The organism is Streptomyces sp. NPDC028308 (assembly GCF_055565855.1).
This window is the reverse complement of sequence record NZ_JBVHTO010000016.1, coordinates 77,628-91,078: the sequence shown is the minus strand read 5'-3', so window position 1 is coordinate 91,078 and position 13,451 is coordinate 77,628. Positions and strand designations below refer to the sequence as shown.

Genomic DNA, 13,451 nt, shown 5'->3' with positions numbered 1-13,451 from the left:
TGAGTGTGATTGTTGGCCGGGAGGGTGTCGCGTTAGAACGGCGTGTCTGTCGAGGGGGAGGACTCATGAGGGTGCGAGTGGCCGTGGCGGGAGCGGGCGGGTATGCGGGGGGCGAGCTGCTGCGTCTGCTGCTGGGCCGTCCCGATGTGGAGATCGGGGCGCTGACCGGTCATGCGGGGGTGGGCCGCCCGCTGGGTGAGCTGCAGCCGCATCTGGCTCCGCTGGCCGGGCGGGTGGTGGAGGCGACCACCGCCGAGGTGCTCGCCGGGCACGACGTGGTCTTCCTGGCGCTGCCGCACGGCCATTCCGCGGCGCTGGCCCGGCAGTTGGGCGAGCAGGTGCTGGTCCTGGACCTGGGTGCGGACTTCCGGCTCACGCGGGCGGCGGACTGGGAGCGGTTCTACGGCTCCGCGCATGCGGGCACCTGGCCCTACGGTCTTCCCGAACTTCCGGATGCACGGGTGGAGTTGGCGCGCTCGCGGCGTATCGCGGTGCCGGGCTGTTATCCGACCGCGGTGCTGCTGGCGCTGTTTCCCGCCTACGCGGCGGGGCTGGCCGGGCCCGAGGCCGTCGTCGTCGCCGCGTCGGGTACCTCCGGGGCGGGCCGGGCGGCCCGGGCTGATCTGCTCGGCAGTGAGGTGATGGGTTCCATGCGGCCCTACGGGGTGGGCGGCGGTCACCGGCACACCCCGGAGATGGTGCAGCAGCTGAGCGCGGTGGCCGGGCAGCGGGTGGCGGTGTCGTTCACTCCGACGCTGGCGCCCATGGCGCGGGGAATCCTGGCGACCTGCTCCGTGGTGGCGCGGCCGGGCACCGGTGAGCGGGAGGTGCGGGCGGCGTATGAGAAGGCGCTGGCCGAGGAGCCGTTCGTGACGCTGCTGCCGCCGGGGCAGTGGCCCTCCACGGGGGCCGTGTACGGGTCGAACGCCGCGCAGGTGCAGGTCGCCCTGGATACGGCGACGGGGCGGATCATCGCGGTCGGTGCCATCGACAACCTGACCAAGGGCACCGCGGGCGGCGCCGTGCAGAGCATGAACCTGGCCCTGGGGCTTCCCGAGGAGCTGGGGCTTTCCACGATCGGAGTCGCACCGTGAGTGTCACCGCGGCACAGGGGTTCACGGCGGCGGGCATCGCCGCGGGGATAAAGACCAACGGGGCCCGGGACCTGGCGCTCGTCGTCAACACCGGTCCGCGCCGTGCGGCGGCGGGCGTCTTCACCTCCAACCGGGTGCAGGCCGCTCCGGTGCTGTGGTCGCGCCGGGCGCTGTCGGACGGGCGGATCGGTGCGGTCGTGCTCAACTCCGGTGGCGCCAACGCCTGTACGGGGGCGCGCGGCCACCAGGACACCCGGGCCACCGCCGAGCGGGCCGGCGCGCTGCTGGGCCTGGACGCCTGGGACGTCGCGGTCTGCTCCACCGGGCTGATCGGTGTGCCGCTGCCGATGGAGCGGGTCCTTGCGGGCGTGGACAGCGCCGTCACGGCGCTGTCTCCCTGCGGTGGGCAGGACGCCGCGCTGGCCGTGATGACCACCGACACCGTGCACAAGACCTCGGTGCGCCGGGGCGAGGGCTGGAGCGTCGGCGGCATGGCCAAGGGCGCCGGCATGCTCGCCCCGGGCCTGGCCACCATGCTGGCCGTCCTGACCACGGACGCCGACGTGGACGGCGGGATCCTTGAGCGGGCGCTGCGCGAGGCGACCCGGGTCACCTTCGACCGCATCGACTCCGACGGCTGCATGTCCACCAACGACACCGTGCTGCTGCTCTCCTCCGGCGCCTCCCACATCACCCCCGGCTTTGAGGAGTTCGCCCAGGCGGTGCGCGCGGTCTGCGAGGACCTGGGCCGGCAGCTGATCCAGGACGCCGAGGGCGCGGGCAAGGAGATCCGCATCGAGGTCGTGGGCGCGGCGAGCGAGGACGACGCGGTCGAGGTGGGCCGCTCCGTCGCCCGCAACAACCTCCTCAAGTGCGCCGTCCACGGCGAGGACCCCAACTGGGGGCGTGTGCTGTCCGCCGTCGGCACCACCGGCGCCGTCTTCGAACCCGACGCGCTGAGCGTGGCGATCAACGGCGTGTGGGTGTGCAAGAGCGGCGGTGTGGGCGAGGACCGCGCGCTGGTGGACATGAGCGCCCGCCAGGTGACGATCACCGTGGACCTCGCCGCGGGCACCGAGCAGGCCGTCGTCTGGACCAACGACCTCACCGCCGACTACGTCCACGAGAACAGCGCGTACTCCTCATGAACACCCTCGCCCGCACCCTCCCGGGCGTGGTGTGCGCGGCCGCCCTCGCCGTCCTGGACACCATCGAGGACGGCAGGCCCGCTGGAGCAGGTGGCGGCAGCGGGGCGCCCACCTCAAGCAGGGCCTGCACGACCTGGGCCCTGTGGTCGCTGACGTGCGCGGCGCCGGCCTGCTGGCGGGCACCGGCCCCGACGGCGACCGCGCGGTGGACGTGCAGCAGACGGCGCGGGAGCGGGGCGTCCTGGTGAACGCGGCGGCGCCCGACGTCATCCGCCTTACCCCGCCGCTGACCGTCAGCGCCGACGAGGTCGACGGCTTCCTCGACCGCTTGGCGGCGGCCCTGCGCGAGGTGGCCGGCCCACAGCCGGCAGCCGCCTGAACCCCGCCCCTCCCCCGGGTCATCGCTCCGGCCCTCCCCCACTCCCTTGACTTCGCCGTCCTGCTGCCGCTCCGCGGGGGCTGCTCACCCAAGGGGACGGCTGGGTAAGGGAGTTGGTCCCCGGTGCCGGGCTGCGCCGCCGTTGCGCCGCCTGTCCCGGGGGGGCGAAGGCAGGGCGGGGTGGGGTGACGGGGGCGGGGGCGGGGTCAGTGTTCGCGGGTCTCGAGTTCGTTGGCCAGGCGCAGCCAGTGGTCGGCGCAGCGGCGGGCGGCCTGGGCGAGGAGGTCCGCGCGGTGTCCGGGCACGCTGTGGGCCAGGCGCAGCCACTTCGCCTCGTCGCCGATCGAGTGGACGCTCAGCAGTTGCAGCAGGGTGCGGCCGGCCTCGGTGCGCAGTGAGGGGTCCTTGCACACGTTCGGCAGGAGCTGCCCGATGGCGGCGGCGGGCACCCGCGTGCCCGTGCGGCCACCGGCCGAGGGCGCGGGCGGGGGTGAACTCGCCCTGGCTGCCGTCCTGTCGGGCAGCAGGGGGTCCTGTCCCTGCCGTATGCGGTCCCGTACGTCCTTGGCGGTGGCGGTGGCGATGCCAGCCTGCTCGGCTATCTGCCGCAGTGACGCCCCGGGGTTGGCGGCGATCACCCGGCTCGCCCGCAGCCGCCCCTCGGTCGCCTGCAGCGGGCGGATCCGCCCGTCCCGGCCCACCCGCGTGTTCAACTGCTCATCCTGGCCACTTGAACGGCGCCGCAGTGAGGCCACGGTGCCGGCCGCGAGCCCGGCGGTGGCGGCGATGCGCCGGTCCGACCAGTACGGGCACGCCGCAAGGATCCGCTGTGCCGCGGCCGTCCGGTCCGCCGGTGTCAGCGGCAGTCCGTGGGAGATGTTCAGCCGCACGGCCAGAGCGAAGGCCTCCGCCGGGCCGCCGTCGAAGAACTCCACCTCGATGGTGTCCTCACCCCGCAGGCGTACCGCCTTGAGGCGGTGCATTCCGTCGATGACCCGCATCGTGTGGCGGTGCACCAGGATCGGCGGCAGCGGCGAGCCGAGCTCCGCGAGCATCCGTACCCGCGCAGCGCTCTCCCCCTCGATCCGCGGGGAGTCGGCATCCAGCAGCACGTCCACGGGCACCGTCGCCCGCCGCACCTGCCCCTCCCCGACCGCGAGGGCGGCCGTGAGCACCGCTGCCGGAACGGGGCGTGCGGGAACGGGAGTTGCGGGGGTGAGGCTCGCGGACACGGGTGCGGCTTGGGGAGGTGCGGGCGCCGGGGCGGGGCCGGCGGGGGCCAGGTGCGGACTCATCACCGGCTCCCCTCCCCCGCCGCGCCACCGGCCTTTGGGGCCGGCGCCGGTTCACGGTCGCGGACCTCTGCGGCGGTGATCACGAAATGCCTGTACACGTACGACTCCCCTCCACGCCCATATGGGCCCAAGAGGTACAAAATACATTTCCACCGGTTCTTTTCGGTATTCCGGCGGCCGATAAGGCCGATACGGCCGATACGCGCACAGCGGCAGTAGCGGCAGGAGCGAACAAAGGGTGAACGGGGATGCCGGAGGAATACGCGCACACTGCCGGTCCCCGCAGAAACATACCCAGCGGATTCCCCTGCCGCCCGGTTACGGCGCCTCCCGGACGTGAAATCCGGTCCGGCACCCGGAAAAGGACGGACTGGACGGGCTCCCGGAGGAAAAGGGGGGCGTCCGGACGGCGGCGGGTCACGCCGGCGACGGTTGTGTCCCGTCGCCGGGACAGCGCCCCCGGGCTGATCGACGGTGTCGCGGGGCCGCGGGTGCCGGGCATCCCGGGGTACTGGGGGCTCCGGGGCCCGGGAGGCCGGGATCCGGTCTCGGGGGTGGTGAGGGGTTTCAGGCCGGGGCGTGGGGGCGTTCGACGGTCAGTCGTTCGAGTGCGGCTCCGGTTGCCCTCCACCCCGTCCTGGGAGGGTTCTCAGCGGTTAGGGGACCCCATCTCATGGAGGCATGATGACGCGTCAGGCCGGTCAGACGGCGGGGCCGCACGGCGGCTCGGCAACCGCTCTTCCGCAGCCCCCGCCGCGCACCGCGCCGCCCGGGCCGCGCCGGGCCCAGGTGCTGACGACCAAGGTGGGCCTGCAGATGCCGGCCAAGATGGCCTACGACGAGTGGGAACGGGCCGGGCGCCAGCTCGCCGACGTCCTCGACTCCTCCTCCTGGTGGCTGGGCGACTGGATGGTGTACGGCAAGGACCACTACACCGACCGCTACCAGCGCGGGATACGCGCGGCGGGCCTGTCGTACCAGACGCTGCGCAACTACGCGTGGGTGTCCCGGCGTTTCGACCTCACCCGGCGCAGGTCCGCCCTGAGTTTCCAGCACCATGCCGAGCTGGCGTCGATGCCCCTCGAGGAGCAGGACGTGTGGCTGGAGCGTGCCGAGCAGCGGCAGTGGACGACCAAGCAGCTGCGGGGCGCGATCCGTGCCGCCCGCCAGGGCGAGCAGCAGCCGGCGGCCGTCGCGGAGCCGTCCCGTCGCCTGGATGTGCCGGGCAGCCGTTTCCAGTGGTGGCACCGGGCCGCGCAGCAGCTGGGGGTCGACTTCGAGCAGTGGGTGATGGCCACCTTGGACAGTGCGGCCGCCAACGCGCTGGAGGACCTCACGAGAGCGGACCTTCCCAAAGCGCAGGAGCAGGAGCGGGCGGACGGCGCCGGCCTTCAGCCGCTCGCGACGCCGGCCGCGGGCACCGGGGCGGAGCACACCCGCGGCGCCGGCCTCGCCGAGCGGATCCACCCGGTGGCCATCAGCGCCTGACCCGCCCACCCCTCAGTCCCGACACCACAGCCGACACCAAGGCCGGCAGCGGCGGATGGTGGTGGTGGTTCAGGGCAGGCGGCTCATGAGTTCCGCGGTCTCGCGCCGGTAGGTGCACTCGCTCTGCCCGAACGACTCCCGTACCCGCTCGCGTACCTCGCCGGGCTGCTCCTGGCTGAGTTTGAACATGCCCTCGGCGCCGGTGACGGTGAACCGGAAGGCGCCCACGGCGGGCACGATCTTGCGGAAGTAGCCGAGGGATTCGTTCATGTCCCAGCCGGTGCCGAAGCCCTTTTCGAAGGCGCGCACGGTGGACTGCACCACGCCCAGCGTCTCCTCGATCGAGTTGATCTTCTCCACCACGCCCCGGACGTGGACGGCGGTGAAGTTCCAGGTCGGGGCGGCCGGCGTCTTCTCGTACACGGTGGGTGAGACGTAGGAGTGCGGGCCGGTGAAGGTCAGCAGCAGGACCGCGCCGCTCTCCAGCGCCGTCCAGTGCGGGTTGGCCCGGTTCATGTGCCCCAGCAGGGTGGTGCCCACCAGCCCGCCACCGCCACCTTCGCCGTCGCCGTCGCCGTTGTTGCCGGCGTGGCGGTTGTGGCCGGCGTCGCCGTCGTCGGGTGCGTCGGGGTCGAAGATGACCGGCAGGTGCGTGGCGAACGGGCCGTTTTCGGCCCCGCCGTTGGTCACCGCGAGTGCCAGCGGATTTCCGCGGATCAGATCCACCATCCACGAACTTTCCGGTTCGCGGTAGAACTTTGGAACGAACATCCGGAAGTCACCTTTCGGCAATGGTGTCGGGGGCATGGTTCCGAGTCGGGGCAACTCGCCTGCATGACGGGCCGCCACACAAAAAATCTCGGGAATCCGCGCCGACCGTACCCCCGTCCTGCCGACGGGACAACGCTTTCGGATATCAGACGCGCCCTGCGGCCGTCGAACGGTCTTCATGCCACTCTCGAGTTGCCTTTTAGACACTCTCCGGAGAACACTGTACGACGGTCTCTCGAGCCACCTGTCGAGTTTTCCAGACGCAAGCGGGAGAATTTTTCTATGGACATAACGGGTAGGCCCAGCCAGGAAATCTACGACGTGGTCGGTATCGGGTTCGGCCCGTCCAACATGTCGCTCGCGATCGCCCTGGAGGAACACGAGGCAAGCTCTCCGCAGCATCCGATCACCTCCCATTTCTTCGAGCGGCAGTCCACGTTCGGCTGGCACCGGAACATGCTGCTGCCGTCGACGACGATGCAGATCTCCTTCCTCAAGGACCTGGCGACCTTCCGCAATCCGACGTCCCGGTACAGCTTCGTGTCGTATCTGCACGCCTCGGAGCGGCTGGTGCAGTTCGTGAACAACATGGACTTCTTCCCGACCCGGCAGGAATTCCACCAGTACCTGGAATGGGCGGCCGCCGGCCTGGACGACCGGGTCACCTACGGCGCCGAGGTCACCTCGATCCGGCCCGCCACCGGCGCCGGGAGCCGCACCCCCGACCTCCTCGACATCGAGGTACGCGCCGGTGACGGCACCACCACCGTCGTCAGCGCCCGCAACGTGGTCATCTCCACCGGCCTGGTGCCACGCCTGCCGGAGGGCGTGAGCGACACCGAACGGGTGTGGCACAGCTCGAAGTTCCTCAGCCGGTTCAACGCCCAGTCCCCCGGCGACCTCAAGTCCGTGGCGGTGGTCGGCGCCGGCCAGAGCGCGGCCGAGATCACCCGGTTCCTGTACGACTCGCTGCCGCACGCCGAGGTGTGTGCCGTCATCCCCTCCTACGGCTACTCCGTCGCCGACGACACCCCCTTCGCCAACCAGGTCTTCGACCCCAGCGCCGTCGACCAGTACTACTACGGCACCGAGCGGGCCCAGGACTCGTTCTGGCGCTACCACCGCAACACCAACTACTCGGTGGTCGACGCCGACGTCATCCGCGCCCTGTACCAGCGCTCCTACGACGAGCAGGTGCGCGGCAGCAAGCGGCTGCACTTCCGCAACCTCACCCGGGTCGCCTCGATCGAACCGGCCGGCGACGCCACGCGGGTGCTGCTGCACTCGCTGCTGGACGACCGCAAGGAGGAAGTGGCCGTGGACGCGCTGGTGTTCGCCACCGGCTACGACGGCCTGGACCCCGCCCGCCTGCTCGGCGACTTCGACCACAACTTCCAGCGCGACCAGGCGGGCAGGCACCGGGTGACGCGTGACTACCGCCTGGTCACCGCGTCGGGACTGACCTGCGGCGTCTACCTGCAGGGCGGCACCGAGCACAGCCACGGCCTGTCGTCGTCGCTGCTGTCGAACGTCGCGGTGCGCAGCGGTGAGATCGCCGACTCCATCGTGCTGCGGCGCACCGAGCGGGAACTGGGCGGCAGCCGGCCCGTGCGGGCCGCGTCCTCGGCCGCCTGAGACGGCACCCGCCAAAAAGGGCGGGCCCCTGGTGCCGACGGTAGGGCACCGGGGCCCGCCCCAACGGCAGTTGCACCGCACCCCGGGCTCACCGGTGGTGCGGCAGCGGGGTGAGGTCCGCAAAACGCTCCGGCCGACGGGAAACGGGCGCGCGAGAAAAAGCGGGGGCCGGGGGTTGTTGTTCTCGTTCCACTCGTTTTCGAGGCGCCCGCGATCCGCCGTCGAGCAGGGTGTGCTCAAGGCGGCGAAAAAAGTGGGGAGGGGGTGGCGTTCGGCGGTATTGCCCGGGGGTGCAACAGCCGTCTGCGTGGATGGAGTTGACGGGATTGGGTGTTCCACCGGGCGGTGTCCGCGCGCGATGATTGCGGCGCACGAGACCGGCCCGGGCCGAAGAGGTATTCACTTTCCCAAGCGCCCGTATCGCAGCCAAGGGTTTTCGTGCCGTTTTCAAGCGCATGTCCACCGCTCGTCAGGGCCCGCGCTCGTGTGGCCGGGTTCCCCCTTCTTTTCGAAAAAGGAGTCGTTTCTATGAGCGCCAACTGCCCGGCCGGCGGCCCCCTCCCCCGGCGTGCGAGGTCCGTGTGAACGCCGGCGCGCACCCGGCCCTGGCCCAGGCCCGTTCCCTCGGCGACGCCCTGCCGTGGCTGGCCCGCCACCAGGGCCGCACCGTCGTCATCAAGCTCGGCGGACACGCCATGGTCGACGCCGGCCTCACCGCGGCCTTCGCCCGCGACGTGGTGTTCCTGCGCTACGCCGGGCTGCGGCCGGTGGTGGTGCACGGCGGCGGCCCCCAGATCGACGCCGAACTCGCCCGGCGCGGCCTGGCACGCGAGTTCAAGGCGGGGCTGCGGGTCACCTCACCGCCCGCGATGGACGTGGTGCGGATGGTCCTGGCCGGCCAGGTGCAGCGCGAACTGGTCGGGCTGATCAACCGTTACGGGCCGCTCGCCGTCGGCATGACCGGCGAGGACGCCAACACCCTCACCGCCGTCAAACACCTGCCGTGGATCGAGGGGGAACCGGTGGACGTCGGCCGGGTCGGCGACATCACCCACGTGGACACCACCGCCCTGGACAGCCTGCTGGCGGCCGGCCGGATCCCGGTCCTGTCCCCGCTCGCGCGCAGCGCCGAGGACGGCCTGGTCTACAACGTCAACGCCGACACCGTCGCCGCCTCGCTCGCCACCGCCCTGCGCGCCCACGCGCTCGTCATGCTCACCGACGTCGCCGGCCTGTACGCGGGCTGGCCGCACAGCGAGGAGGTCATCCCGAAGCTGACCGCCCGCGAGCTGGAGAAACTGCTGCCCGAGCTGAGCGAGGGCATGGTCCCCAAGATGACCGGCTGCCTGCACGCCGTACGCGGCGGCGTCGGCGCGGCCCGGGTGATCGACGGACGCATCCCGCACTCGGTGCTGCTGGAGATGTTCACCGACGACGGCGTCGGCACCATCATCGTCCCCGACCCCGCGGACGCGGACGAGGCGGAGGTCCTGCCGTGAACAAGCCACCACACCCCACACCCACCCCCGCACCAGTGCCGGTGCCGGTGCCGGGGTACGGCGGGTCGCCGGGCAGCAGCGCCACCCGATGTCCGGACACCCCCGGCACCACCCCCACCGCGCGCAGCGCCTGCGCCCCGCGCACCGGTCAGGCCGGGGCAGGCTGCGCCCGGCGTACGGGTGCGGCGAGTCGGGGCCCGGTTCGCCGTACGGGTGCGGCGAGTCGGGGCGTGTTCCGGCGGCGTACCGGTGCGGTAGGTGCGGGGCCGGCGCAGCCGGCCGGGGGCCCGGTGACGATTGCGAAGCGAAGGCGAGGGCAGTGCCCGTGACACACACCCCCTGGGTCGGCCCCTGGGCCGACGGGCCCGCATCGAGCGAGCCGGCATCCGCCGTGGACCGGCAGGAGCCACGCGAGCGCGACAGCGTCCAGCAGCCGCGAGCGGTCCGCCGCCCCTTGCATGCCCTGCCTCCCACGCCGTGGCCGGTGGCGTTCGGCCATCGACTGGACGCCGGTGCCGCATCCGGCGGCCCGGCCCGGCCGCACGACGGGATGGCGGCAGGCGGTTGCACCGGGCCCGGGGCGACCGGCGGGGCGGGGGCGGACGGGGACGAGGCCCGCGCACTGCTGCTCCAGCTCGCCGCCTCGCTCTCCCCCCGGACCCGGCTGGCTCTGCTGTGCGCGCTGGCCGAAGCCGACGCCGAGACCGAGGCCGGTGCGCCGTCCGGCAGCGGCACCCCCGCCGCGGGCCGGGACGACGACTGCCCCGCCCCGCCCTCGCACAGCGGCAGGACTGGCTGTACGTGCGGGAGCGGGGAACCGTCCTTCGCCAGCCTCGGGCCGGTCCCGGTCCCGGTCCCGGTCCCGGTGCCGGAGCCGGTGCCGGGATCGGTGCCGGGATCGGTGCCGGGGTCGGGGTCGGGATCGGTGCCGGTCCCGGTGCCGGTGTCGGGGTCGGGGTCGGCGCGGCCGCGGGCGGTGTTGAGCATCCTGCCCGCGTACCGGGAGCCGGGGACGGATGCGCCCGCCGGCTCCCGGCCGCCCGGCACCTGCCGGCCCGCCCCTCCCCCGGCCCCCGCCACTGCCGCCCCTCTTGCCGCCGACACGGCCGCTCCTCCCACCGGCGCCGCACTCCCCTCTCCTGCGGGCACCTCCACGGTCTCCCCGCCGGGGGTGTCGCCCGGGGCGGTCAGTGCTGCGCCCGGGGCGGTGATCCGGCTGCGGTTCGCCGACGCGCTCACGCTGGAGCGTGCCGGTGCGCTCTTTGCCGCCGGAGTGCATCCGGGGCTGGGTGAGGCGTGGGGCGACCGGGCCGCGCTGACCCTGCACATCGCCGGCGACGCAGGGATCGAGACGCTGCGGGGTGTCCTGGCGGCCCTGGACGCGGCGGCGCTCACCGCCGAGTCGCTGACCGTGCACACCAACGAACTCGACGACGTGTGGGCCGCGTTCACCGCCCTGCCCTGAAACCAGCGGGCAGGACGGCGGGCGCGGGGGGGTCGCCTCAGGACAGGGCGAGGGTGCAGCACTTGACGCTGCCGCCTGCTTTGAGCAGTTCTCCCAGGCTGACGCCGATCGGGTTGAAGCCGCGCTGCCGGAGCTGCTCGGCCAGGGCGGTGGCGGCCTGGGGCAGCAGCACGTTGAGGCCGTCGCAGAAGGCGTTGAGGCCGAACACCGCGGCGTCCTGCGGTGAGGCGAGGATCGCGTCGGGGAACATCTCCCGCAGCACCGCCTGGCTGCCCGGGCTGAACGCCGCCGGGTAGTACATGACCTCATCGGGTGAGAGGACCGCGAGCGCGGTGTCCAGGTGGTAGAAGTTCGGGTCGACGAGGGTCAGGCCCGTCACGGGCAGGCCGAAGAACTCCTGGGCCTCGGCGTGGGAGCGGGCGTCGGTGCGAAAGCCGGTGCCGGCCAGCAGACGCCGGCCCACGCGCAGGTAGTCGCCCTCGCCCTCGTTGATGTGCTCCGGCCACAGCACGTCCGCGAAGCCGTGCTCGGCGAACCAGTCGAGGTAGGCGGGGCCCTCCGCGGTGCGCTCGCGGTGGCGGAACCGCGCGCCGAGGACCTTGCCGTCGACCACGGTGGCGCCGTTGGCGGCGAACACCATGTCCGGCAGTCCCTGGAGAGGTTCGATCACCTCGACGCGGTGGCCGAGCGAGAGATACAGCCGGCGCAGCTGCTCCCACTGCAGCAGGGCCGCGCCGGCGTCCGTGGGCTTGTCCGGGTTCATCCACGGGTTGATGCGGTAGGTGACGTCGAAGTACTGCGGGCGGCACATCAGCAGGCGGTACGAGGCGGCCGTGCGCTCGGGCCGCGGCGTGTGTTCCACGGTCGTGGTGGTGGCTGCCATGCGGGTTCCTCCTGAGGGTCTTTGTGAGAAGAAGGGGGGTTGCGTGCGCGGCGCCGCGGGGTGTGCGGCGCCGGCCGCTCGGGCCCCGCCAGAGGAACCGAGGGGGGCCGGACACGTACAGCGCGGGCGTGCAGCGCGGGCGCGGGGCCGGATCTCGTGCGCGGCGCGCTCCCGCCCTCCTACGTCGACGCGCCCGCCCTCGTCGACATGGTGACGTCAGGCGGGCGCGGACAGGGAGGTGATGAGCACGGCCCACTCTAGGCAGCCCTCCGCCTGCGCGTCGCGCGCCGCGGGCGGAACGTCGAGTTCACCTGCAGCACTCCTCGACACCCCCCGGGGCGGGCGGGCCGCGCCACCGGCCAACTACGCCCTCGCAAGGGGCAGTTCGAGTGGGGTCGGGCCGAGGCCAGTTCGGATCCGCTCGGGTCTGGGTTGGCTCGGGTCGGGGCGGCCGGTCGGTCGGGGTCAGGTGAGGTCGTCGCGGGTGATCCGGCGGTGCGCGATGCGCCATGTGCCGCCGGTGTGCACCAGGACGTCGTGCATCACGCACACGTACAAGATTTTGGAGCCGCCGGTGACCGGTGTCTGGTGCACCAGGGCCGAGCAGCGGGTGTGCAGGTTCTCGGTGCGGGGCTGCACGTCGAGCATGCCGAGCCAGTGGGTGAGGCGGGCGCCGGAGCCGCGCAGCCGTGCCGCGCCGGCGCGCGGGTAGCGGGCGAGTGCCTCGCGGGCCGGCAACGGCGTGGCGGGCGCGGGCAGTTCGAGGACGGCGTCCTTAGTGAAGGTGGCCGCCAAGGATGGGGTGTCGTGGGTGTCCAGCAGCTGCAACTGGTGCGTGTAGAACTGCTGGACCTGTGCGTACAGGGCGGCGAACTCCTGGCTCGGCGTGGGGTGTTCGCCGGTTGCCACCAACTCGACGGTCATGATCTCAAAGCCTCCGCTTTCCGTCCATGTCCGTGGCTCAGGGCGCGTGGGTACATCGCCGTGGAGGATGCAAAAAAGAGAGGGGGTCGCGGGTCGCCAGTCCACCGAAAGCTCTGTGGGTTCAGGGTGCTCTGCGGGTGGCCGGCGGGCCGGTGTGGACTCGGTAGAGGCAGTGTCTGCGGCAGCGATCGAGCATCTGTCAAAAACCCCTCAAGCGCCCCGGAAACCAACGGAGTTGCGGGAGGGGTCTGCATCGCCTGTCCTGGCGTGCGGAGGGGGCACACTGGACGGCCGGGGGCCGGGTGCAGTGGGCGGCCGACGACCTGCGACAGGGGGTTACGCCGGTGGATCTCGGCTCGGTGATCATCGCGGTGGCGGGTGTCGCGGGAACCCTGGGCGGCGCGCTGCTGACCCAGCGCGGCGTGGAGCGGGCCAAGCGCCGGGAGATCGAGCTGGTGCACGCGCATGAGGAGACCCGCGAGAACCGTCTCCTGCGGCGCGCCTGCTACGGGGAACTCAACCGGGACGCCCGGCAGTTCACCACCGCCCTCAACCGCCATCTGCACGTACTGCACGAACGCGCTGTGCAGGACGGCGACATCGAGGCACTCGAAGCGGCGAAGAACGCGCACCGCGACCGGTACTCCGAGGCGCAGATGATCGCCCCCGAGCATGTTCTGCAGCACGCGAGCACCGTCAACAAGGCCCTGAACGAGGTCTACGGCCAGGTCAGGCGCCTGGAACACGGTGCCCCGAACCCGGGCGAGACGCTGGAGAGCGCGGCCCGGGCCCAGCACGCGGTGTGGGACCTGCTCAGGAGCATGCGCGGCGCCATGCGCCACGACCTGGGAGTGCCGGCCGGGCAGTGAC

12 protein-coding genes are annotated in these 13,451 nt (G+C 72.4%); 8 read left to right on the top strand and 4 right to left on the bottom strand.

From position 1 onward, the window contains the following. Positions 1 to 65: 65 nt before the first annotated feature. Genes argC through ACZ4VA_RS33805 form a run of 3 tightly spaced genes read left to right on the top strand, consistent with a single transcriptional unit; the run spans position 66 to position 2,621 of the window. Complete coding sequence (gene argC / locus ACZ4VA_RS33815) at positions 66 to 1,094, top strand: N-acetyl-gamma-glutamyl-phosphate reductase (RefSeq protein WP_356169055.1); 1,029 nt, start codon at positions 66 to 68, stop codon at positions 1,092 to 1,094. Continuing rightward, a complete protein-coding gene (argJ, locus tag ACZ4VA_RS33810) occupies positions 1,091 to 2,242 on the top strand; it encodes a bifunctional glutamate N-acetyltransferase/amino-acid acetyltransferase ArgJ (RefSeq protein ID WP_452920108.1) in 1,152 nt (383 codons plus the stop codon). The genes argC and argJ overlap by 4 nt, the downstream gene beginning before the upstream one ends. Positions 2,243 to 2,273: 31 nt before the next feature. Beyond that, complete coding sequence (locus tag ACZ4VA_RS33805) at positions 2,274 to 2,621, top strand: aminotransferase class III-fold pyridoxal phosphate-dependent enzyme (RefSeq protein WP_468083787.1); 348 nt, start codon at positions 2,274 to 2,276, stop codon at positions 2,619 to 2,621. A gap of 206 nt (positions 2,622 to 2,827) precedes the next feature. Here ACZ4VA_RS33805 and ACZ4VA_RS33800 read toward each other — a convergent pair whose 3' ends face one another. Beyond that, positions 2,828 to 3,916 (bottom strand): ParB/RepB/Spo0J family partition protein, encoded by a 1,089-nt coding sequence (locus tag ACZ4VA_RS33800; protein ID WP_468083785.1) that lies wholly within the window; start codon positions 3,914 to 3,916, stop codon positions 2,828 to 2,830. 681 nt (positions 3,917 to 4,597) lie between these two features. Here ACZ4VA_RS33800 and ACZ4VA_RS33795 point away from each other — a divergent pair. After that, a complete protein-coding gene (locus tag ACZ4VA_RS33795) occupies positions 4,598 to 5,404 on the top strand; it encodes an LmbU family transcriptional regulator (RefSeq protein WP_468083783.1) in 807 nt (268 codons plus the stop codon). Positions 5,405 to 5,473: 69 nt separating this feature from the next. Here ACZ4VA_RS33795 and ACZ4VA_RS33790 read toward each other — a convergent pair whose 3' ends face one another. Continuing rightward, positions 5,474 to 6,175 carry an FMN-binding negative transcriptional regulator gene (locus ACZ4VA_RS33790; RefSeq protein WP_468083781.1) on the bottom strand — a complete coding sequence of 234 codons (702 nt, stop codon included), beginning with the start codon at positions 6,173 to 6,175 and terminating at the stop codon, positions 5,474 to 5,476. A gap of 282 nt (positions 6,176 to 6,457) precedes the next feature. Here ACZ4VA_RS33790 and ACZ4VA_RS33785 point away from each other — a divergent pair, with 282 nt between their 5' ends. The 3 genes from ACZ4VA_RS33785 (at position 6,458) to ACZ4VA_RS33775 (ending at position 10,774) form a co-directional block, all read left to right on the top strand. After that, the gene (locus tag ACZ4VA_RS33785; RefSeq protein ID WP_355791368.1) at positions 6,458 to 7,810 is read left to right on the top strand and encodes a lysine N(6)-hydroxylase/L-ornithine N(5)-oxygenase family protein; all 1,353 of its coding nucleotides are present in this window, start codon (positions 6,458 to 6,460) and stop codon (positions 7,808 to 7,810) included. 581 nt (positions 7,811 to 8,391) lie between these two features. After that, on the top strand, positions 8,392 to 9,309 hold the full coding sequence (gene argB, locus ACZ4VA_RS33780; protein WP_468083779.1) for an acetylglutamate kinase: 918 nt from the start codon (positions 8,392 to 8,394) through the stop codon (positions 9,307 to 9,309). A gap of 325 nt (positions 9,310 to 9,634) precedes the next feature. Then, positions 9,635 to 10,774: a hypothetical protein gene (locus ACZ4VA_RS33775; RefSeq protein WP_468083777.1), complete on the top strand. Its 1,140-nt coding sequence runs from the start codon at positions 9,635 to 9,637 to the stop codon at positions 10,772 to 10,774. Between the two features lie 37 nt (positions 10,775 to 10,811). Here the strand turns inward: ACZ4VA_RS33775 and ddaH are convergent, their stop codons facing one another. Beyond that, entirely contained in the window at positions 10,812 to 11,657 is an 846-nt protein-coding gene (ddaH, locus tag ACZ4VA_RS33770) for a dimethylargininase (RefSeq protein WP_355787489.1), read from the bottom strand. A 465-nt stretch (positions 11,658 to 12,122) separates the two neighbouring features. Beyond that, positions 12,123 to 12,581, bottom strand: a complete 459-nt coding sequence (locus ACZ4VA_RS33765; protein ID WP_468083775.1) for a nuclear transport factor 2 family protein — start codon at positions 12,579 to 12,581, stop codon at positions 12,123 to 12,125. A 344-nt stretch (positions 12,582 to 12,925) separates the two neighbouring features. Between ACZ4VA_RS33765 and ACZ4VA_RS33760 the strand changes: the two genes are divergently transcribed. Next, positions 12,926 to 13,450 carry a hypothetical protein gene (locus tag ACZ4VA_RS33760; protein WP_355787495.1) on the top strand — a complete coding sequence of 175 codons (525 nt, stop codon included), beginning with the start codon at positions 12,926 to 12,928 and terminating at the stop codon, positions 13,448 to 13,450. Position 13,451 lies beyond the last annotated feature (1 nt).